The organism is Nostoc sp. EspVER01 (assembly GCF_034530635.1).
Taxonomy (GTDB): domain Bacteria; phylum Cyanobacteriota; class Cyanobacteriia; order Cyanobacteriales; family Nostocaceae; genus Nostoc.
In genome coordinates, this window is record NZ_JAVRCS010000003.1 from 249,520 (window position 1) to 272,842 (window position 23,323).

Annotated in this window: 17 protein-coding genes; 9 read left to right on the forward strand and 8 right to left on the reverse strand. The window is 40.3% G+C overall.

The window, feature by feature from the left end; translation table 11 throughout:
- Positions 1-241: 241 nt before the first annotated feature.
- Both RMX69_RS04635 and RMX69_RS04640 read right to left on the reverse strand, forming a co-directional pair.
- On the reverse strand, positions 242-997 hold the full coding sequence (locus RMX69_RS04635) for a sugar transferase (protein WP_289799924.1): 756 nt from the start codon (positions 995-997) through the stop codon (positions 242-244).
- 111 nt (positions 998-1,108) lie between these two features.
- Complete coding sequence (locus tag RMX69_RS04640) at positions 1,109-2,251, reverse strand: glycosyltransferase (protein ID WP_322636655.1); 1,143 nt, start codon at positions 2,249-2,251, stop codon at positions 1,109-1,111.
- A 288-nt stretch (positions 2,252-2,539) separates the two neighbouring features.
- Here RMX69_RS04640 and RMX69_RS04645 point away from each other — a divergent pair, with 288 nt between their 5' ends.
- From RMX69_RS04645 to RMX69_RS04670, 6 genes are all read left to right on the forward strand, one after another.
- On the forward strand, positions 2,540-3,478 hold the full coding sequence (locus RMX69_RS04645; RefSeq protein WP_289795718.1) for an NAD-dependent epimerase/dehydratase family protein: 939 nt from the start codon (positions 2,540-2,542) through the stop codon (positions 3,476-3,478).
- 1,169 nt (positions 3,479-4,647) lie between these two features.
- Positions 4,648-6,084, forward strand: a complete 1,437-nt coding sequence (locus tag RMX69_RS04650) for a sensor histidine kinase (protein ID WP_289799925.1) — start codon at positions 4,648-4,650, stop codon at positions 6,082-6,084.
- Between the two features lie 15 nt (positions 6,085-6,099).
- Positions 6,100-6,528, forward strand: a complete 429-nt coding sequence (locus RMX69_RS04655; RefSeq protein WP_289795720.1) for a response regulator — start codon at positions 6,100-6,102, stop codon at positions 6,526-6,528.
- Positions 6,529-6,598: 70 nt separating this feature from the next.
- Entirely contained in the window at positions 6,599-7,636 is a 1,038-nt protein-coding gene (locus tag RMX69_RS04660) for a sensor histidine kinase (RefSeq protein WP_289795721.1), read from the forward strand.
- Positions 7,637-7,657: 21 nt separating this feature from the next.
- Entirely contained in the window at positions 7,658-10,126 is a 2,469-nt protein-coding gene (locus RMX69_RS04665; RefSeq protein WP_322636656.1) for an EAL domain-containing protein, read from the forward strand.
- 145 nt (positions 10,127-10,271) lie between these two features.
- Positions 10,272-10,889 carry a class I SAM-dependent methyltransferase gene (locus tag RMX69_RS04670; protein WP_322636657.1) on the forward strand — a complete coding sequence of 206 codons (618 nt, stop codon included), beginning with the start codon at positions 10,272-10,274 and terminating at the stop codon, positions 10,887-10,889.
- 305 nt (positions 10,890-11,194) lie between these two features.
- Here RMX69_RS04670 and RMX69_RS04675 read toward each other — a convergent pair whose 3' ends face one another.
- The gene (locus RMX69_RS04675) at positions 11,195-11,686 is read right to left on the reverse strand and encodes a GNAT family N-acetyltransferase (RefSeq protein WP_289795725.1); all 492 of its coding nucleotides are present in this window, start codon (positions 11,684-11,686) and stop codon (positions 11,195-11,197) included.
- A 332-nt stretch (positions 11,687-12,018) separates the two neighbouring features.
- Between RMX69_RS04675 and RMX69_RS04680 the strand changes: the two genes are divergently transcribed.
- Together RMX69_RS04680 and RMX69_RS04685 are read left to right on the forward strand one after the other, a co-directional pair.
- The gene (locus RMX69_RS04680; protein WP_289795726.1) at positions 12,019-12,219 is read left to right on the forward strand and encodes a hypothetical protein; all 201 of its coding nucleotides are present in this window, start codon (positions 12,019-12,021) and stop codon (positions 12,217-12,219) included.
- A gap of 500 nt (positions 12,220-12,719) precedes the next feature.
- The gene (locus tag RMX69_RS04685; RefSeq protein WP_289795727.1) at positions 12,720-13,898 is read left to right on the forward strand and encodes a hybrid sensor histidine kinase/response regulator; all 1,179 of its coding nucleotides are present in this window, start codon (positions 12,720-12,722) and stop codon (positions 13,896-13,898) included.
- A gap of 208 nt (positions 13,899-14,106) precedes the next feature.
- Here RMX69_RS04685 and RMX69_RS04690 read toward each other — a convergent pair whose 3' ends face one another.
- The 4 genes from RMX69_RS04690 to RMX69_RS04705 all read right to left on the reverse strand — a co-directional run bounded on the left by RMX69_RS04690 (position 14,107) and on the right by RMX69_RS04705 (position 19,095).
- Positions 14,107-14,826 carry a DUF4079 domain-containing protein gene (locus RMX69_RS04690; RefSeq protein ID WP_322636658.1) on the reverse strand — a complete coding sequence of 240 codons (720 nt, stop codon included), beginning with the start codon at positions 14,824-14,826 and terminating at the stop codon, positions 14,107-14,109.
- A gap of 318 nt (positions 14,827-15,144) precedes the next feature.
- The gene (locus RMX69_RS04695; protein ID WP_322636659.1) at positions 15,145-16,764 is read right to left on the reverse strand and encodes a glycosyltransferase family 39 protein; all 1,620 of its coding nucleotides are present in this window, start codon (positions 16,762-16,764) and stop codon (positions 15,145-15,147) included.
- Positions 16,765-17,052: 288 nt separating this feature from the next.
- On the reverse strand, positions 17,053-18,753 hold the full coding sequence (locus tag RMX69_RS04700) for a glycosyltransferase family 39 protein (protein WP_322636660.1): 1,701 nt from the start codon (positions 18,751-18,753) through the stop codon (positions 17,053-17,055).
- 99 nt (positions 18,754-18,852) lie between these two features.
- A complete protein-coding gene (locus RMX69_RS04705; RefSeq protein ID WP_289795731.1) occupies positions 18,853-19,095 on the reverse strand; it encodes a hypothetical protein in 243 nt (80 codons plus the stop codon).
- Between the two features lie 270 nt (positions 19,096-19,365).
- On the opposite strand from RMX69_RS04705, the gene RMX69_RS04710 reads away from it, so the two are divergent.
- Positions 19,366-22,032, forward strand: a complete 2,667-nt coding sequence (locus RMX69_RS04710) for an EAL domain-containing protein (protein WP_289795732.1) — start codon at positions 19,366-19,368, stop codon at positions 22,030-22,032.
- On the opposite strand, the gene RMX69_RS04715 is transcribed toward RMX69_RS04710, so the two are convergent.
- Positions 22,006-22,833, reverse strand: a complete 828-nt coding sequence (locus tag RMX69_RS04715) for a GNAT family N-acetyltransferase (protein ID WP_322636661.1) — start codon at positions 22,831-22,833, stop codon at positions 22,006-22,008. The genes RMX69_RS04710 and RMX69_RS04715 overlap by 27 nt on opposite strands.
- Positions 22,834-23,323: the final 490 nt, after the last annotated feature.

Consider the following 23,323-nt stretch of genomic DNA (forward strand, 5'->3'; position numbering starts at 1 on the left):
AAGTAATCTAGCACGTAAGTTCAACATTTAGATAGCTCAAGATTATTTTTATGAAGACTTAATAAAATAGTCATTTCAAAATAGACTTCTGGCAAAAGTGCCAAATATCGACACTTACAGAAGTCTGAATATAAGTACAAAAGCACAAATTATAGAAACAAAAATGAGCAATCCTTTAGCTTGAGGGGAAATTGTATTTAGGGGCATTAACTGCCCCACAGAATCCACCCTAAGTAGTTACTCAGTATGCGCCGTTATTTTTGGGTAAAATTACCACATCAACAGTTTTCAAGATGATCCATAAATCAAGCCAGAAATTTCTAAATTTGACATAATGCAGGTCTATTTGCACTCTCCGAGGATAGGGAATGTCATTACGCCCAGATACCTGCCACAAACCAGTAATTCCTGGACGGATTGTTAAAATCTCGTCAATGTGACAACCGTATTTTGGCAGTTCTTCTGCTACTAGGGGTCGGGGACCGACTACACTCATGTCCCCTTTTAAAACGTTCCAGAACTGGGGAAATTCGTCTAAGCTAGTAATTCGCAAAAATCGACCAATTTTGGTAATCCGGGGGTCTTGTTTCAGCTTAAAACTGCTCTCAAATTCTTGCCGCAATTCGGGTGATGTTTCCATCATTTGCATGAGGATTTCGTCCGCATTGCTTACCATTGTTCGGAATTTAATACAACTAAACGCTTTGTAATTTTTCCCTACCCGTTCCTGGACATAAAAAATTGGTCCTTCTGAGCTAAAGGCAATCAGCAAGGTCAAAATTAAGTAGACGGGGAAGAACAAAATTAATACCGACAGCGAAAACACTATATCGAACAGTCGTTTGGCTAACTCTCCGTTTAAACCCTGAAAAGATAAACCTTTGGGCTTAACTTTTGGCGTCTTTGTTTTTTGACCGCGTTTTAAGAAACGCGTAGACGCTCTAGTGTCTTGCCTTACGCCTCGCTTGCCGGAGAGGAGTGAGCTCTGGGCAGTCATCATACTCCTTAATAATCCACACCACACATAGTCCCAATATTAAAGCCAAAATGAGATGCTTCTGGTGGAAATTGCCAAAAGCCTAAAAAAATTAGACGTTAATCAAGACCATCATTGGAAAAATGGTCTTTTTTCGTTGCACTTGTTTACAAAATCTAGATAACGATCTGCAAAGATTTGCGGTGAAAACTGCGCGGCGTGCGATCGCATATACTCGGAATTGAACGAACCCTCATACATTTCAAACTTTTCTACTGCCTCCACCAAAGCCGCCTCGGTTTGCGTATTGAAAAATATACCTGTCCCTGTATCCGCATCAGAGCGGATATCTCGCACTGTTTCTAAAGCACCCCCTGCACCATAAGCAATTACTGGCGTGCCGCAAGCTTGTGCTTCTACTAGGGCAATACCAAAATCTTCACAAGCTGCATACACAAACGCCTTAGCCTTAGACATATATTTTTTTACCACATTATCGGGTTGCCAACCGAGTATTTGGATATTTGAGTTTGCCATCTCGCGAATCTTGTTCATTTCATCTCCTGTACCAATGACTACTAATGGTCGTTTTAGTTGATTAAAAGCCTTGACAATCAACGATATTTGCTTGTAACTCACTAACCGGGAAACTGTCAGATAAAAGTCCTCTTTTTCAGACAGAAACGGAAATTCTGCAATATTCACTGGTGGGTAAATGACTGTTGCTTCTCGCCGATAGCAACGCCAAATCCGCCGAGCTGTATGCTGCGAGTTGGCAATGAAGTAATCAACACGATTGGCACTCAATACATCCCACTCGCGCAAGCGATGTAATAAATATCGCGTCACCCATCCAGGTAAACCATTACCCAGTTTGCTGTGGCGCAGATAATCAAAAGTCATGTCCCAGGCATAGCGCATAGGGCTGTGACAGTAGCAAATATGCGTCTGTTCGGGAGTGGTAAGGATTCCTTTGGCAACAGCATGGGATGAAGACAGAATTACATCATAATGCCGCAAATCAAGTTGTTCAATTGCCAAGGGCCACAAGGGCAAGTATTTTTGTATACCGTTGCGGGCATAGGGAAAGTTCTGAAGAAACGTCTTGCCAATTTGACGCTTGTATAAATAACTTTCTCTATTGCTGGATTCAAAATCTATGAGGGCATACAAATCAGCATCAATGTGATTCAAAATTTCTCGTACAACGAGTTCTGAACCACCGGTGGCTTTGGGGGTTAGCCACTCATGAACCAGAGCATATTTCAAGGGCACAGCTAACTTGAATAAGTGGAAAATACAAAGGCTAACTTGATGACGTTAACTGAAAAGTTTCCCCTTGTGATTAATTAATGGGAAGCGCCCCAGATTAGCACATAAGACGGAATCTTTCCCTCAGAGGTTCCAGATGGATGCAGCAACCTGATAATCTCAGATTGGGATTAGGGATTGGGGATTGGGCATGAGGTATGTATGAGGCATTGGGTATGGGTTATTCTCCTTGTCTCCCTAGTCCCTAGTCCCCAATTCCTTGATGAAAACTGATATAGAAAGGGTGAATTTATGCGAATTCTGATTATGGGTGGTACTCGATTCATTGGTGTCTATTTGACTCAACTACTAGTGGAAAAAGGACACGAGGTAGTGCTGTTCAATCGTGGGAATCGGCCAGCACCTTCTTTAGAGGGAGTAGGACAAATTATAGGCGATCGCACAGATGCTACTCAATTAAAAGCAAAGTTATCACAAGAAAACTTTGATGTCATTTTTGACAATAACGGACGCGAACTTACTGATACTCAACCACTAGCAGAAATTTTTCAAGACCGAGTGCAACATTTTGTGTATATGAGTTCTGCGGGGGTTTATCTCAAATCTGACCAACTGCCCCACATAGAAGGTGATGCTGTAGATCCAAAAAGTCGCCATAAGGGTAAACATGAAACTGAAGCTTATTTGACTCAATTGGGATTGCCCTTTACTTCTATTCGTCCTACTTATATTTACGGGCCTCGTAATTATAATGAGTTGGAAGGCTGGTTTTTTGACAGAATTGTGCGCGATCGCCCCATTCCTATCCCTGGAAATGGCTTGCATATCACGCAGCTAGGTCATGTAAAAGACTTGGCACAAGCAATGACTAAGGTTTTGGGCAATAAACAAGCCGTAGGGCAGATTTATAATATCTCTGGCGATCGCTTTGTCACTTTTGATGGTTTAGCCCGTGCTAGTGCTGTCGCGGCTGGCAAATCACCCGATGCTGTCAAAATCGTCCACTACGACCCGAAAAAGTTTGATTTCGGCAAACGCAAAGCTTTTCCTATGCGGGTGCAGCATTTCTTTGCTTCGGTGAATAAAGCGCAGACAGAATTAAACTGGCATCCTGAATATGATTTAATTTCTGGTTTACAAGACTCTCTGGAAAATGACTATTTGGCTAATGCAAAAGACAAAGCTGATGTTGATTTTTCTGTAGATGAGGAGATTTTACAAGCGTTGTGAGTAGCCAAGGGAATAGAATTCGCGGCTACACAGGCAAAGTCCGCCTCCGCGGACTAAGGTCAAATTAAGGGTTTGAAACCCACGGAGGCGGTCACTGAGCGGCTGGTGAGCGCAGTCTAACCATGTCGTACCCCTCCGGGGAAGCAAGCTACGCGCAGCGTCTCGTAGAGAAGTGTGGGTTTTGTATTTCGACTTCGGCTCCATCGAGCGAAGTCGAGATGCTCAACACAAGTTCGTGTAGACGGGGTTTCTAACCGCTCGTTTCGCTTCAGTTGACTGATGCGATCGCATTTTCATAACTCATCAGGGTTAACACCTAACTCTCGCAGTTGTGCATGATCAGAGTTTTGTTTTGGTCGCTTGGGCATGGCGGTAAACCAAACTTTTCATTACCTCGTTTAATAATTGAATTTACCTAAGAATTCAGTCCACTTTTGACAAAGTTATTCTCTCGTTACAATACTGTTTCATATCCTATTTTAATTTGTGAAAAACCTTAAAGATAATGATAATCAAGCAGATCCTCTCGAAACTCGTTCCCAGCCTCCAGGCTGGGAACGAGGATACAATAAGTCTTTGGGCTTTTCTTAGTGCCATTCGGCTCAATCCCTTAACGATGCAAAATTTTTCAGGTTACTGGCAGTACTTGATGTTTCTATCTAGTCTACGTATTAATTGATCAGGTTAATGTCAAGCTAATACAAGCAAAGGTTTGTAAGTGCAATTACTGATGTGATATAGCATGTTAACATAATTTATGCAAGTGAAAATAGCTGCGGAAATATACTGAATTATTTAACAAAATTTCTTATTTGCCTTGTCATGTCTCAGAAAATATACGGTCACAATTATTAACTTATTATAGATATCCTTTATTAGAGCTAATTGCCTCTCAAAGTTAAGAAACTTGGTATCAGTTACTAAAACTATGACGAGTAGTGAGACTGCTAGTCACCCTTATTTTTCAGAGATGGGAACGCGTGACAATCCTAACGGCACTAACGCAGCGATCGCGGGTGGAGCGTCTCATGAGCGCAGCCTCTCGTAAAAAGCTGGCTCACCGTTTTTACCACTTTAGTCAGCAGCTACTTTTTCAACTAGGAAGGTAAAAAATGGAATGGGCTATTTACAAAAAGAATACAGGCAGTTTTGTAATAGCAGTCGCAATTATGACTAGTGTTGGTATAATCTCATATCTTAGTTTGCTTCAGTATAGAGAAAACGCTCAAAGGGTAACACATACACGCGAAGTGCTTGAAAAAACAAAAGAAGTAATGTCACAGATCAAAGATGCAGAGACTGGACAACGAGGCTATCTTCTCACGGGCAAAGAACGGTATCTGGAACCGTATCGCACTGCAACTGGACAGATTGCTCAGAAACTTCAGGCTCTGCGCCAATTGACTGCGGATAATCCGAATCAACAGCGGCAGCTCGATCGCCTTGAACCCCTGATAAGCAAAAAACTGGTTTTGATTGAACAGACGATTAACGCTAGGAGCAAAAATTTAGAGTCAGCGCTGCAAATAATTCAGACAGATCGGGGTCAGCAGATTATGGAAGACATCCGAATGCTGACCAGAGATATGGAAAATGAAGAGAAAGAGTTGTTGAAACAGCGGTCAATGGAGGCGAACGCCAGCGCTCATCAAACAACTTTGCTAACTATTTTTGGCAGCATTATCGCTTCTGCGATCATCGGTTTAGCAGCCACGATTACCAATCAGGAACTCGTCAAACGCAAACTGATGGAAAATTATTTGCAAAATGCTCGTGATGAATTAGAAATAGAGATTAGCAAACGGACTGCTGAACTAAGAAACACTAACGAAGAATTACAAACTGAAATTAATGAGCGCAAAAAGGCGGAGTCAGAGATTCTGCGTCTGAACGTCCAGCTTGAGCAGCGAGTTGCAGAACGCACAGCACAACTCGAAGCCACTAACAAAGAGATGGAAGCATTTAGTTATTCTGTGTCTCACGACCTGCGCGCCCCCTTGCGGAGCATCGACGGCTTTAGCCAAGCACTTCTAGAAGATTATGCTGACAAGCTGGACGCATTAGGTCAAAACTACCTCCAGCGAGTGCGTGCAGCCACCCAGAGAATGGCACAACTCATTGATGATTTACTAAATCTGTCACGATTGACGCGTAGTGAGATGCGTTACGAAAAGGTCGATCTCAGCGCACTGGTGGAGGCGATCGCTACAGAGTTGCACAAAACCCAACCAGAACGCCAAGTAGAGTTTGTCATTGCGCCGGGATTGGTTGCTAATGGTGATGCTCATCTGTTGCGGATCGTGCTAGAAAACCTGCTAGGTAATGCCTGGAAGTTTACAGGAAAACATCAAAAAGCACGGATAGAATTTGGGCTTTTGCTGCAAGATAACACCGATGTATATTTTGTCCGTGATGATGGCACAGGCTTCGATATGGCCTATGTCGAGAAACTCTTCGGTGCTTTTCAGCGCCTACACGCCATGACTGAGTTTGAAGGTACTGGTATCGGACTAGCTACTGTGCAGCGCATTATTCACCGTCATGGCGGCCGTGTCTGGGCTGAAAGCGCAGTGGAGCAAGGCGCAACATTTTACTTCACCCTTTAACTAGAGGAATAAAACATGATTTTACTTGTAGAAGACAATCCTGATGATGAAGCGCTAACCCTACGCGCACTTAAGAAAAACAATATTTTGAACGAGGTGGTGGTGGCACGCGATGGGGTAGAAGCCCTAGATTATCTCTTTGGTAAAGGTGTCTACGCCGATCGCGACATGAACATTATGCCAAATCTCATCCTTCTAGATTTGAAGTTGCCTAAAATGGATGGTCTGGAAGTTTTGCGACAGCTGCGGGCCGATGACAGGACAAAAATCCTTCCCGTCGTCATTCTCACCTCCTCCAAAGAGGAGCAAGACTTAATCAATGGTTACAGCTTGGGAGCCAACAGCTATGTTCGGAAACCAGTAGACTTTTCCCAATTCAGTGAAGCAGTGCGACAACTAGGATTGTACTGGTTTGTCTTAAACGAATCACCACCAAGGATATAGCTTTTACCAATCCTCCAAAATCAGGTTATAGATGCAAGGCTGACTTTCTTAATTACGAATTACGAATTACATGGGTATACCACTGCGCGTATTAATTGTTGAAGATTCAGAAGACGACGCTTTGTTGCTGCTGCGTGAACTGCAACGTGGTGGCTACGAAGTAACCTTTGAACGGATTGATACACCCACAGCCATGAAAGCTGCGATCGCAGGGCAAACATGGGATATCGTGATCTGTGATTATTCTATGCCCACCTTTAGCGCCCCAGATGCATTGAAGCAGGTTAAGGAAAGTGGACTTGACTTACCATTCATTATCGTCTCAGGAACTATTGGCGAAGATACCGCAGTCGCCGCCATGAAAGCTGGTGCCCATGACTACATTATCAAAGGCAATCTAGCACGACTTACCCCTGCTGTTGCCCGCGAGTTGCGTGAGGCACTAGTGAGGCGAGAACGTAAACAAGCAGAGGAGCAGATTAAAGCATCGCTTCAAGAAAAAGAGGTGCTATTGAAAGAAATTCATCACCGGGTAAAAAATAATTTGCAGATTATTTCTAGTCTGCTTAACCTGCAAGCAGAGTATCTCAAGGACAATCAAGCCCTTGAGGTATTCAAAGATAGCCAGAACCGGATTGAATCAATGGCTCTGATCCACGAGAAACTATATCAATCTCAAGATTTGGCAAGGATTAATTTTGCCGACTATATTCAAGATTTAGTAACTAATTTATTTTATTCATACAACGTTAATTCCAGCAATATTACCTTGAAAATGAACGTTGAGGAGGTTTTTTTAGCCATTAATGCAGCTATTCCTTGTGGTTTGATTATCAATGAACTGATTTCAAATTCCCTAAAATATGCCTTTCCCCAAAGAGAACCAGGAGAAATTGGTATTGAATTTTGCTCTACAGAAGGAAATTTATTTACACTTACTATCAGTGATAATGGTGTCGGTTTTGCCCAAGATTTTGACTTTGAAGCTACAGAATCATTAGGTTTACGATTAGTCAAAGGTCTAATACATCAGCTACAAGGCAATATCGATTTTATCAGCGACAAGGGAGTAGAGTATAAAATTATATTTCCGAATAAAATTTTCTAATTTTAGAAGTTAAATAAAATTATGAACCCAGTAAATATATTAATTGTTGAAGATGAAATTATCGTGGCAATGGATATACAAAATCGGCTCAGAAAATTTGGATACAGTGTTATGGCGCTTGCCGATTCGGGAGAAGAAGCAATTAAGAAAGCAGCAGATGATTCTCTTGATTTAGTTCTAATGGATATTCACCTTAAAGGAAACATGGACGGTGTGGAGGCTGCTCAGATAATTCATAATCTTTTTGATATTCCAGTTATATATCTGACTGCTAATGCAGATGAATCAACGTTAAATCGGGCCAAGGCGACAGAACCGTTTGGCTACATTCTCAAGCCTTTCAAAGAAAAAGAATTAAAGTTCACAATTGAAATTACCCTTTCTAAACATCAAACTGAAAAAAAAATCAAACAGAATGAACAATGGCTAACTACTGTACTTAAAAGTATTGGAGATGCTGTGATTACTAGCGACGAAGCTGGAACTGTGAATTTCATGAATCCAATTGCGGAGGTACTGACGGGTTGGAATTATGCAGATGCATTTGGTAAAAAAGCAACAGAAGTATTTAATATTACTCAGAAAGCAACTCGTATAATAATTGAAAATCCTGTAGAGCAAGTCCTTCAGTCGGGCGTTAATGTCGGTCTACCAGAACAGACGATACTTATTACTAAAAACGGTACAGAAATACCAATTGATGATAGTACTGCACCGATTAAAGATGACAACGGTAACATCACCGGTGCAGTTTTGGTCTTTCAGGATATCACCGAACGCAACCAAATTCTGGAGGCACTAGCGCGTCGCCAGCAAGAATTCAAAGCACTAGTTGAAAATGCACCTGATATTATTTCTAGATTTAACACTCAATTGCGCTATGTTTACGTTAATCCAGCTATTGAAAAAGTTACAGGAATATCAGCCGAAACATTTATCGGCAAAACAAACGCAGAATTAAATCTGCCAGAAGAATTTTGTTGTATATGCGATCGCCAGCTCCAGCAAGTTTTCCAAACAAAGGAAGAAACGGAGTTTGAATGCAATTTAGCGATCGCCCAGCAAACAAGACATTACCATACCCGCCTTGTCCCTGAATTGGCTAGCGATGGTTCAGTATATTTTGTTTTAAGTATTTTTCACGACATTACTGCTCTCAAACTTGCGGAGGCGCAATTAATTCATGATGCCTTTCACGACATACTAACCGGTCTGCCAAACCGCGCCTTATTTATGGAACGGCTAGAACGGGCGCTCATGCTGACAAAGCGACGTGCAGATTATAGATTCGCTGTTCTCTTTCTAGACCTAGATCGCTTCAAAGTTATCAACGACAGTCTCGGCCACATGATTGGCGACCAACTACTAACTGCCCTTGCTCGCAGATTGGAGAATTGCCTGCGTTCTGGAGACACAGTTGCCCGTTTAGGGGGGGATGAGTTTACAATTCTGCTTGACGATCTCCAAAATGCTAATGAAGTAACAAACATAGTGGAAGGAATTCATGCAGCTCTGACATCTGCGTTCCAACTCAGCGGGTACGAGGTATTTACCACTGTCAGCATTGGCATCGCCCTGAGTCAAAGTAGTTATAACCATCCAGAAGAACTTTTGCGCGATGCTGACATTGCAATGTATCGCGCTAAAGCATTGGGTAAGGCACGCCATGAGATATTTGACTCAACCATGTACACCCAAGTAACGCAGCTATTAGAGTTAGAGATGGATCTACGACGGGCAGTTGAACGCCAGGAGTTTCAAGTTTACTACCAGCCAATTGTTTTATTAGAAACGTACCAAATTATTGGCTTCGAGGCTCTGGTTCGCTGGCAGCACCCGCAACACGGATTAATATCTCCAGACAGCTTTATTCCCCTGGCAGAAGAAACTGGGCTGATTATCCCTATTGGTTATTGGGTACTAGGCGAGGCTTGTCGGCAAATGCGTGCTTGGCAACTACAATTTTCTACTGACCCACCCTTGACAATTAGTGTAAATCTTTCCACTAAGCAGTTTTCACAACCTGGACTGATTGAGCAAATTAACCAAATTATGCAAGAGACTGGTTTGGAAAGTGGCAGTTTAAAGCTGGAGATTACCGAAAGTGTACTTATGGAAAATATTCAATTAGCAACTTTTATGCTTTTGCAACTGCGACAGATGAATATGCAAGTACACTTAGATGATTTTGGCATCGGCTATTCATCCTTGAGTTACCTGCACCGCTTTTCCAGTAATGCCTTGAAGATCGATCGTTCCTTTATTGCTAAGATTGGTGCTAATGGAGAAAACTTAGAGATTGTTCAAGCGATCGTGGCTCTAGCACAGAGTCTAAATATAGATGTAATAGCAGAGGGCGTAGAAACACTAAAGCAACTGGCGCAACTTAGAGTTATGAAATGCAAATATGCACAGGGGTATTTTTTCTCCAAACCCCTCGATCGCAAGTCTGTAGAAACATTAATTTTATCTGGCATTGAACCTAGTTAGCTTAGTGTAACTAACCCAACAAGAGCCAGATATTACAACCAATTCAGAACCGCTATAGTTAATTTGTGTTGTTAAGCAAATTCTTGGAGGCGCAGCTAAACTTACCCTCAAAAAGTATCAAGCTTTAAGAAAGCTGCGAAAACTAATGACTGATAACTTTTTCAATAACAAAAAGCTACTTTTTGATCTATGGGCATCAAGTTACGATTGGTTCTTTCCTTCAGTGTTTTATCGAGCCGTTCACCAACGGTTGCTGGAGTACGTCGATTTACCAGAGCCAGCAAATGTACTTGATATAGGCTGTGGTACTGGACGCTTACTTGAGCGCCTTGCTACTCAGTTTCCCGATTTGCGAGCTACCGGATTGGATTTATCTGCTAATATGTTGCGGGTAGCAAGACAGAGCAACCACCACCATCCACGCTTAATTTATATTGAGGGCAAAGCTGAATCTCTTCCCTTTGCTGATGGTCAATTTGATGCCGTTTTCAGTACTATCAGCTTCTTGCACTATTTGGAACCTAAACAGGTGGTTAGTGAGATAGCACGCGTACTTTCTCCTGGTGGACGCTTTTATTTGGTTGACATTAGTTCCAAAAAAGAGACAGAACCTCAATTATTGCCTATCTCTCCCCGTGGAATTAGACTCTACAGCCCTAAACAACGTCAACTTCTTGGCTCCTCTGCTGGGCTATTGTGTTTAAATCATCATTATTTACTAGGGCCTGTCTTACTAACGATTTTTGCTAAACCTCCAAGTTGAAATAGGGAAGAGTAAAAGATTGGAAACAGTTTGTATCCAGCCCTGTTCAGCATATCTTAATTACGAATTACGTTAGCATAGCGGTAGCAAGTATTCGTACTCTTACAGAGAAGCAAGCTACGCTTTTAGCGTCTCGTAGAGAGCGTCATTACGAATTACGAACTTGTACTGAGTTTCGACTGCGCTCAACTACCGCGTAGCCGTTGGCGTGGTAACAGAGCGTAGTCGTTCGCGGAGCGTCTCGTAGAGAAGTGCAGCCTCTCGTAGAGAAGTATTACAAACTTGTACTGAGCGTAGCCGAAGTATTACGAATTATTTCGATATTCCATAAACACCACAGGAACTTTGACCAGCTTTTTAGCTAACTGCGAGAATCTAAATTTCTCCTTGAGTGTAGATAAGCCTATGGTCTTGGGAAATTGTGGCAAGTCTTCAAAAGATATTGGTACAAAGTCAAAGCGACTGTAAAACTGCACCAGTCGTTGACCTAAGCATTCCAGATAAAGTGGTTGCGTTGCTGTATTGATCAAATGTTGCGTTAGCAAACTACCCAAACCGCGACCTCTCCAAGCTGATGCAACGACCAAGCTACCAAGTTCTTGTGCCCCTGAGAAATTACGCAGCTGTCCACAAGCTATAAGATTCTCATTGTATTCAATTACCCAAAATTGCTGCCAATTTAATTGGGTTGGGTCGAGTTTCGCTGAAAATACCAGCAATCGAATCGACCACTGATCCGCAGAGGTTGCTTCGCGAAGGACACATCCAGATGGTAACGATAGATTGCTCTGGTTCATTAATTAAATTTTGATAGTTTATATCACAATCATCACACCATGCTATTCATTCAGATCCGTATAGATGATTTTGTATTTTTTGTCAACTATCAATAAAGCAATTTTAAAAGCATCTTGGATATAAAACCCATTCCAAGTTCTCTCTTAATGACAGCAAGCGTTCTAAGGTTAACAAATTCTATATTTGTGGATTTTCATCAGCATACATGAATAGTACTAAACAATACTTACGATAGAGGGACGAATCACCCATAACTATATTCTGGATAGATACACTCACACCCCTAATTTTTTTAAGATAATCCCAAGAATAAATGATTAGGAATGCAGTCATGGCTGAACAACAAAAAGAAAAATCTAATAATCAAGAAGCTACACCTAACGCTTCTGGTGGCTACCAAACCCCTATTGAAGAAGGTATCCGCAAAACTGGCGATGCCGAAAAGAGTGATGCTAAAACAACTGCTACTCCAGAAGCACCAGGAGAAGATTCTGTAGCCGGTAGCCCCAATCAAGGAACTGAGTCACGTTAATTGATTTGAACCTTCCCAAGTTTTAATCATCTTGCCAGGTCTTTTGTAATCACCCTAATAAAGTAAGTATTGAGTGGATATGTAGTGTAACAGCTACAATTATTCACTTATTTTTTTGTGTCATGAGCTACATTGTCTCTACGTGCGTGCGTTAGACAGGAATTTGTGCTAGTTGACTGTAATATAACACTGAGTCTAGCTCTAGGTAATTTACATATAGCGATCGCTCAGGATAATGGTCTCAATATCTTGAGCGAATTTTTGAGGTTTTCCGCCGTCTTCATACTCGTCGAGAATAGTATGGTGGTCGCATCTAGGCTGAGTCAGAACTGGGCCAGGCGTAGGAACAGTATTTTATTTTACTCTCAACGCAAATTAAGGTATCTTTAAATATGTATCTAATAACTGCCTAGTAACCCTCTAATAAACGCATGATTTCTATCCCTATCCAAAAATAGGAAATCAGGTGATTATCTAACAAATTGATGTAGCCCTGTACTATGGAAAAGCTCACAATTCACATTCTATTAGTAGAAGATAGTGCAAGTGATGCTCATTTGCTACACCGGATATTTAGAAATGCAGATCAAGAACAATGGCAGATGTTACATGTTGAACGGTTATCTGAGGCAATAGAGGCTAGCAGGGAAAACTCTGCGTCCACCCTTGATAATTCTCAGATAGGGAATAGAAAGCAACGGAGATTCGACCTAGTTTTGTTAGACCTCAGCCTTCCAGACTCTATTGGGCTGGACACATTAAAAGAATTTAGGGCAGCAGTACCTGATATCCCAGTTGTGGTATTAACAGGTATTGATGATGAAGATTTAGCACTGCAAGCATTAGCAGAAGGAGCGCAAGACTATTTAGTTAAAGATAAAATAAATATACAACGGTTAGTGCGTGCCATTCGCTATGCCATTGAAAGAAGCGAAATTCTCAACCAACTACGCGAGAGTGAAGAACGCACCCGTCAAGCGCTGGCAAAAGAACAGGAACTCAACGAGTTAAAGTCAAACTTTGTAGCAATGGTTTCTCACGAGTTCCGCACCCCTATGACTACGATTCGGACGGCTGTAGATATCCTTGAATACAACAGCAATAAACTAACTGATGCCCGGAGAACTAAATATTTCGATCGAATACAAAATGCTATCAACCAGATGCTTAATCTCTTAGATGAGATATTATTCTTGAGTAAAACGGAAGCAGCTAAACTCGAATACAGACCTACACTTTTAAATTTAGAAAATTTCTGTAGCGAACTCACAGATATTCTTCAACTAAACGCAGGTAGTAAGCACAAGATTATCTTTACTTGTCAAGGTGAATCGACCCAAGCCCAAATAGATGAAGACTTACTAAATTGTATCTTAACCAATTTGATTTCCAATGCCATCAAATATTCCCCTGAAAATGACACTATTTGGTTTGATTTGATTTGCAAAGATCGTCTTGCCATTTTCCAAATCAAAGATCGGGGAATGGGGATTCCTCTCAAAGATCAAACTCATCTATTTCAAACCTTCTATCGCGCTAGCAATGTGGGTGTAATTCAAGGAACAGGACTAGGACTCACTATAGTTAAAAAATGTGTGGAGTTACATGGTGGTCATATTCAATTAGAAAGTGAGCAGGGTGTTGGCACAACAGTAATTGTTACTCTGCCACTACAATAGACCTCTTACACAAATACAAAATTTGCCCTCAACCCCCAACCCCTTCTCCCAAGAATGGGAGAAGGGGAGCCAATTTAAAAGTCCCTCTCCCAAGCTTGGGAGAGAGATTTAGGGTGAGGGCTTTTGATTCATGCAAGAAGTCTAATGATTAGGCAAGTAAATTATAATAGTTAGGGATTGGGCATTGATATGGGTTATTCTCCCTTGCTTATTTTGGTGCTTGGGAATTTGGTGTTGGGCAAGTTTTATTAGCAAAATCACACTGATAAATATAGGGTTCTTGCCAACTCAGGGGGATTTCTAACAAGTCTCGCGTTCCTGTCATACCTTGTCCAATAAATAGCAACAAAGCAATGCAATTTAAAATCGTATGGACGAGACGCCAGCGATTGGACTTATCTTGATAAATATCTTGAACAATTGCTAGTGAAAAAATCATTAGCAGTGCTGCGGTAATGCCTATATAATAATGTGACCAATACCACTCATTGGTGCGGCGATAGACTCCATCTTGACAGCCTAGAATTACTAAACCTGCACCAGTTAAAGTTGCAAAAACTGCCCGCCACACCCGCTGTTTTGCCCGATAAAGAAATACTAATGAGGCGATGGTGGCAGCAAATATTAGCAGGATAAAAATAACTTGAAAAGGTGTTTGATTCCATAATTGATTTTTGATAATATTTTTGCCAATAGGGTAGCTTAATCCGATTAAAGTTAATCCCACAACTGCACTTGCGAGTATTTCACCTAACTGCTTATGTTCTGCGCCCACCACTGGAGGAATTTTACTCTTACTCCCCGCTAAACTTTGCAATCTACGTTGGCGTGTTTGCCAAGCAAAATTAACTACTGTACCGATGAGTGGAAACACGAATATAATTGCGATCGCTGGATGTAAAAGACCAAGAAAATCTGTTATTTGCATAGAACACCTTTCAATGAATCATTGAATTCATCACAAAGGATAATTTAAAGTATCGTACCATTACTTAAATTAATTTCAGATGAGAATTTGTTTAATATTTGTTTTTGTTGTTTTTAGCTAATTTTAATTAAGAAACTATTTAAATATCTTATAAAAGATGATGAATTTAGCAAATATTTCCATATATCAAAAAATATATGGAAATATTTTTTAATATAAACTTATGCAAATAATAGTTGAAAAAATTAGGTTTCTTCTCTACTTGGCGCGAATTCATTTATTATATGAATTGCCCATAACTACAGCGTCTAGTTTGGGTTAAGTCCTAATTTTTTCAAAAAATACGTCGCTACGTGGATTTTCTATTTTCCAGAGCAAGTAATTCTTGTCACCATATACAACAAACGTTTTATAATTATAATTTGTTTCTATTTGCTTACGCCAGGTATCTGAAGGATTTAGTAAAAAAATATCAGTGAGCTCATCAGGAATATTGGGAATAGAACGGTCTTTTACTAATTGGAACTGCACTTTTGGCTGTAAAAGATAGCTCAGAGAAAAGACATTACCATAATTAATACCAGAATCATTACTAATCAAAAGTGGATGATTAGCCTGATTAATAATTCTTGCAACTTGTGGATTACCAGAGCTAATAACCTTACTCCACCAAGTTTCAGCCTGAGAACTCACTCCATAAGAAACTAGTCCACAAATAATCACTAGTCCCATGATTATTTGCCAGATTTTCCGGCGTGCAAAACTCTTATTGTTTAGCTGCGTAGCTAATAAGTAAGTAACAGCTATTTGAATTCCTAAATAAGAAATCAATAAATAACGTTCGGCAAGTGAGCGTATACCCCCAAAAAGTAAGTCTGGTAGCATTAAAGGTAATGCAGGAATCATAATCAGCGTGACGATAAACAACCAGATTTTATAGTTCGTTTTTCGACAAATAAAATAAATAGAATATCCAAAAAGAACTAAAAAAAATGGTGTAATTAGATAATTCAACGGATTTTCAAAGCCTAAGTCTAAATCAAGAAAAATCCGATTTAACTGTAAAAGCCAAGATTTAATTAAAGCATCTAAGGGTACATGTCTTTTTGTCCAAGCTGTTGAACTTTTTAATTGCAACAAGTTAACTATCACAACCAGTATCCAAGGTGTAAAGGCTAACAAACCTGCTAAAGATGCTAATATATAAGCTTTTACTGTTCTCGTAAACCTAAATTTCGCAGTGGCAATTACATAAATCACATGAGCGACTACAACAAATCCACTGAACAAAAATGTATATAGACTAAGCGCCAAAGTGACTGCATACATTCCCCAATTTAATATGCGTAGTACTCGATCTTTTGATTCCAAACGTAATGCTCGTAGCAATGAAGCGCTGCATAGTAATACAGTCACTATCCAGAGAATGTATTCTCGTGCTTCTTGGGCGTATACTAAGTGAATAGGGGAGATTGCCATGAGTGCGATCGCAACCTCCGATACCCATACCGATGCTTTAAATAATTCTCGACACAGCCAATAAATACTCGGAAAAATCAACAAGCTGATAAAGGCAGATAAACTTCTAATTACTGTCACCGAATTGCCAAAGATTCCCACCCAAAACCGAGCGAGTATATAATACAGTGGTGGATGCTGTGGGTCGTCTACTTCTAAAGATATAATGGTGTCACGTAAGCCTTTCTCCATATTGGGACTTTGGAATTTGGCAAAACTTTCCTTATTAATTATGCGACCATTAAATATTTGCTGCTTGACTTCATTTGCCGTATAACCAGAAATCCGTAATGAAGTGAAAGTCTCATCGTGCCAGTAAACTTTGCGATCGAGGTTAAAAAAACGAAAAAATATACCCACCATTAACAAAACTACAATGAGAAACCGCAACCTATTTGGAGCAAGTTGGAGATGCCGCATAACTAAATTTCACAATAACTTGTACAACAATTATCTACTTTAATGAAACAACTTTATGACTCTCAAAACTAGTTATTAAAAATGTCTAACCAAACAGTGGTGGGTTGTAATTGTAGAGAGTAAATTAGTCAAGTAGCGGAGGTAATAATTAGACTCAGTAGTTTTTTGTGCAAGATAAAAATTGTATATTTAGCTACAAAATTACTTGTTTAGTGAAGTGAGAAAAGTGGATTTATGTACTTAAAGCAGACTGATCTGTGCAACCATGAACTTTTCAAGAATTGTCAGCTATTGAAGAATTATTTGCCTAGTTGATAGCTCGGCAGATAATTGATTATTAGGTGAGATATTACGTCGCCGCAAATTACGAGTTTTAGCCAATTTCCAGATTGAATAATAGTTATCACTATAAACAATATCTGTCTTGAATTTATACTTTTTTTCTATGCTTTTACCCCAAGCCTCTGAAGGATTAAGTAAAAACACATCACTAAACCCATCAGGAATTTTAGGAATTTTTTGATTGTTCACCAACAGAAATCGCACTTTTGGTTCCAAAAGATAGCTTAAAGAAAAGACATGACCATAATTATTACTCAAAGCATCACTAATCAAAAGTGGACGATTACTCTGATTAATGATTTGGGCAACTTGGGGATTGCCATAATTCATACCCTTATTCCACCAAGTTTCTGCCTGTGAACTCACCTTAGAAGAAATCAAACCACAAATAATCACTAATGCCATGATTATGTGCCAAAAGCTCCGACGCGATCCCCTCCCATTATATAATTGCGTAGTTAGTAGATAGGCAACAGCTACTTGGATTCCTAAATAAGATGGGATTAAATATGCTTCGGTAGACGATTGTATACTCCCAGCAATTAAATCTGGCAGTATTAATGGTAATGCTGGTACTACAATTAACGTGATGATAAAAGACCAAATTTTATAGTTAGTTGATTGACAAAGAAAATAAATTGAATATCCTACCAAGCTTAAAAAAGCTAGTCCAATTAAATAGCCTAGAGAATTTTCTGAGCTAAGGTCTATATCAAAAAAAATCCGGCTTAACTGCATCAATAAAAATGGGAGAATAGGTATTAAATCTGACTGTGGTGTTGTTTTATCTGCTGAAATCAAAAATTGAAAAAAATCACCAATTACAACTGTTATCCAAGGCATGAAAGCTAAAAAACCTACTAGTGATGCTAGCAGATAACTTCTCACAGTTTCAGTAAACTGAAATTTGGCAGTTATCATCACATAAATTCCGTGAGCAACTGCTACAAATGCACTCCAAAGAAATGTATAAAGACTAATGGCTAAGGTGACTGCATAAATACTCCAAATAGCGAACAAGTCGGGTTTTTGTCGTTCTTTTGCTAGCTCATCTTCTAGCCGTATGGCTCGCAGCAGAGACGCACTGGATAGTAAAATGGTGACTAACCAAAGAATATATTCTTGTGCTTCTTGGGCGTATACTAGGTGAGTTGGAGAGATAGCCATGAGTGCGATGGCTACGCCCGCCGCAGGCATCGCAACACCAGAAACCGATAATGGCACATTAAATAATTCTCGGCATAGCCAATAAACACAAGGGAAAACCAGCAAACTAATACAGGCTGATAAACTTCTAATCGCTGTCACCGAATTACCAAAGATTTCCATCCACAATCTGGCTATGATGTAATACAACGGTGGATGCTGAGAATCTTGTTTTGCCAAAGACATAATTGTGTCATTTAAGCTTTTTTCTGGATTTGCACCTTGAAACTGAGCAAAACTTTCTTTGCCAATCACACGATTATTAAAAAGTTGCTGTTTCGCTTCATTAATCGTGTAACCAGAAATTCGCAATGAGGCATAAACTTCATTTTGCCAGAAAACTTTACCATCAAGATTAGAAAAACGAAACAATATACCCATCGTCAATAAGAAGATAGTTAAAAACCGCAACCAACTCGGAGCAAATTTGAGATGGTGCATAAGTGGGTTTCCTAAAAAGTTTTCTCAAATCATCTCGTGGGCTGGATGAGGTGCCGCAGCTACGCCCGTCGTCGACATCGCCAAGACTTCAAGCGGAGCCTATTTGTTAAACATCGCCAACCGGACTTTAATTTGATTGGGAAGATTGGCAATCAACACCTCTCCTTTATTAACTACAAAAAAACATGGGCAAGGTTGTATCAAATCCCGCAAAACTGGATTTGGTTGTGAAACCGAGATATAAATGGAGTGTAAAATACACCAAGTGTAGCCGCATCTGTGGTCAGGCAACTCCATAGCTACCGTGCATTGAGCGATCGCTTTGCGGGTTATAGTTCTCAATTCTCCTAACGGCGAATAAAGGATTGTTTTTTGCCTCCAGCACAGGACAGGGTATAGAACGAGCGATGCCTACGGTGATCACTGAGCCAAGTCGCTCGCGGAGCGTCTCGTAGAGAAGTGCGGGCTACGCCTACGCCACGCCACTTGGTATTGTTAACCGATCAGAATTCGAGGTAGCAGTTTAAAGTAGCTGTAGAGCAGATTGATAATACTCCCTTGGCAAGAAGATAAACTCTTGCTTTTAAGCTCTCGGAGGCTAAGATCGCACAGATGCGACAGCAGAATTTCTTGCGTTCGATTCCCAAAGGGTTCTTGAGAGTGCCACTCCGTGTAGCTCTTGTAGTACCTTTCGTTGTGCAAATTTCTGTTGCTGTAGGCTTAACAGCATTCTTATCTTTAAAAAATGGTCAGAAAGCTGTTAATGACGTTGCTACTCAGCTGCGGAATGAGGTTACAACTCGGATTCATCAACATGTTACCAATTACATAGAGATTCCCCAACTTGTCACTCAGATTAACGCCAATGCTGTCCATATTGGTCAGTTAAGTTTAAAAGATGCAAAAAGTTTAGAACGCCATTTATGGAATCAAATGCAGTTATTCAAGCCCTTAAAGCCGATCGCTTTTGCAAGTACACAAGGAGAAATTCATTCGGTTGATCGCCTTAACGATGGTTCACTAGTCATCCGAAAAAGAGACCAATCGACTGGTTACAATTACTATACTTACACCACTGATAATCAAGGCAACATTGTCAGGTTACTTCAAGTTAACCCAACTTTTGATCCTCGCACTCGCCCCTGGTATACAAATGCTGTGAAAGCAGGTAAAACTACTTGCACAGAAATTTATTCATATTTCTCTTCATCAGGGCTAGCGTTCAGTGCAACCCAACCTCTTTATAACCAGACGGGTACTTTGCTTGGAGTGACCAATGCAACGTTATCTCTTTCACAGCTGAGTGAGTTCTTGCACAGTTTAAAGATTGGTCGCTCAGGAAAGACATTTATTGTCGAGCATTCTGGAGAGTTGGTAGCAACTTCAACCGCGGAGCAACCTTTTATCCTGAGTCATGAGGGAGGAAAAAAGAAATCCAAACGGCTCAGAGCGATCGCCAGCAGCGATCGGATCACTCATCTGACAACACAGTATTTGCATTCAAAATTTGGTAATTTTAGAAACATTTCTTCTCGCCGACAGCTAGAATTTGAAATTGATCAGAAGCGGCAATTTGTACAGTTAATGCCCCTTACAGCCGACTGTGGGCTAAATTGGCTGATTATCGTAGTGGTTCCAGAAGCCGACTTTATGGAGCATATCGAAGCTAACACCCGAACCACTATGTTGCTGTGTTTAGGAGCGTTGATATTGGCTACAGCCATAGGAGTGATTACTTCTCATTGGATTACTCAACCAATTCTCTTTTTGAGCATTGCCTCTCAGGAAATCGCTAATGGGAAGTTAGACCAAACCGTTACAGTAGAGGGCATCAATGAAATAAGAGTTCTTGCTCAAGCTCATAATCAAATGGCTGCTCAATTACAAGATTCATTTGCTGGACTCTTAGAGGCTAACAGGCAATTAGAAGCTGAAATTAACGAGCGTAAGCAGGTAGAAGAACAGTTACGACATAATGCGTTTCACGATGCACTGACAGGTTTACCAAACCGAGCTTTCTTTATGGAGAGCTTAAAACACACACTCCAGCGAGCCAAGCGACAAAAGAGTTATTTATTTGCTGTACTATTTCTCGACCTGGATCGGTTTAAGGTGATCAATGACAGTCTCGGACACTTAAAAGGAGACCAATTTCTCATTGCTATTGCAAATAGATTAGAAGTATGCATACGCTCTACGGATATAGCCGCACGACTTGGGGGAGACGAATTTACAATCCTGCTTGACGAAATCCAGAATGTGTCAGAAGCCATCAAAGTAGCTGAACGAATTCAACAAGAACTGACATTACCCCTTGAGCTTGACGGGCAAGAAGTATTTACAACGGCAAGTATTGGCATTGCCCTGAGTTCGACAGTAGACTATGACCAACCAGAAAACTTGCTAAGAGACGCTGATACAGCTATGTACCGAGCCAAGGCGCTGGGCAAAGCTCGCTATGAACTATTCAACCAAGAGATGTATACTAATGCTCTGGTCAGATTGCAGTTAGAGAACGATCTACGCCGAGCGATCGAACGCCAAGAGTTTCAACTTTATTACCAACCGATTGTTTCCCTCACTAATGGCAGACTTATAGGCTTTGAGGCTCTGATCCGCTGGCAGCATCCAGAGCGTGGTTTTGTTTCTCCAACAGATTTTATCCCCCTAGTAGAAGAAACCGGAATGATTGTCGAGCTTGGTTACTGGACACTATATGAGGCGTGCCGCCAGATGCAAAGCTGGCAGGTGAGCCATCCAACAAACTCGTTAGAGAAAATCAGCGTCAATCTCTCAGTCAAGCAATTTTCTCAACGGGATTTAATTGAACAAATTGGAGAAATTTTGCACTCGACTGGTCTTGATGCTAGCAGTTTGATGTTAGAAATTACTGAAAGTGCAATTATGGAAAATGGCGATGAGGCAAATGCCGCACTCTCAGAATTTCGGAAGATGGGCATTAAGTTATCAATTGATGATTTCGGGACAGGCTACTCTTCATTAAGCCGTCTCCATAGCTTTCCGATTAGTTTGTTGAAAATTGACCGCTCCTTTGTCAGCCCGATAGATGGTAATGGCAAGAATTTAGAAATTATTGAGATAATTATCACACTGGCACACAAATTAGGTATGGATGTTACCGCCGAAGGAGTAGAGACAAAAGAGCAGCTAGCATTTCTGAAGAAGTTGAACTGTGAATATGGACAAGGATATTTTTTCTCGCGTCCCTTAGATAAGACGGCAGCATTAGCATTAATCGTGAAAAATCTTCAGTGGTAAGGGTTTTTTGAGATGATTTGGATAACGCCATCTGGCAAAGTCTGCAATATTAGATATAGTTAAAAAATCAATAGTTTTAAACTGCCGATCAATAGCAGGAAGGCTGCATATTTTAGCTCCAATATTCAAGTATGCCTGCAAAATTTTCGGAATTTCAACATTAGATGAATCTGGACAATCTTGAGTCAGTTCTAGACAAAATTGTGAATTTGGATAAACCAAAATACTTGGATGCATCAAGTTATTCTGCCGAAAATAATCATAAGCCCAAGTAGCTTGCCTAGGACATTGTGTTAGTAATGATGCACAACCAAAGAAATATTGATTTTTACTCCAGATGAGATAATTTGCCAGCCCTTCCCAGAGTAGTAAAAGTGTCTGACTATTGCGATATTCTTTAGCTATACATGCACGCCCAACTTCCACTGATACCTGAAGCACAGAATTGGGAATTCCATTAAGATTAAATATATCGGTAGCATCAAAGCCTAGTCTTTGAGAAGCCATTATATAGGTCTGCATCCGATAAGTTCCAATCGTTTTACCCGTATGTTTGGAGATTAGGATTAAATGATGGCAAACCGCATCAAACTTATCTATATCCATCTGGGTAAAGTTAGAAGTAGAAAATCCCAAGCCTAATTCAAGATTAAAAACTTCAAAGCGCAACCGAAAAATTGATTCTAATTCTTCTTCAGTTGAAGCCAGCCGTAGGGTATATTTTTCAGTTTGAAGGACGGGAAAATCTTCAAGAAGGGGAGGAGGATTTAGTGGGTAATTGATGCGTCCAGAAACTTCCATCTATCTTCCTACTTAGATTTGCGAAAATATTCTACTAGGATTTAGGCACTATACAAATAGCTCACATTATGCATTAATGTGTCGAAGTGTAATTGAGACAGGTTTCGATCAACAATCCTTTAGAGCAATATGTTTTGGTTAAGGATTTTTGGTACTGATTTTTGACTTGTAAAGACGCGTGAGCGCAGCAGGATGTTAGCATGGCGGGGCGATCGCGTCTCTACCAAGGATTTTAGGTTGAACTGAACGGTATTGTGGTCTAGAGAGCTTTTTTACTTTCTTAGATTAGGGTTAGAGTGCTTTTATTATGGGCATTAATTCCCAAAAAATCTGGCAATAAGATACAAAATTTTCTTTTGATATACGCTATAGATGTAAGTTATAGCATTTTACACAAACCCTGATATACACCAGAATACAGAATTCAGAATACAGAATTCAGAATTCAGGAGTAAAAGACGCTTTATATTTGGGCAACAGACTTAGCTTG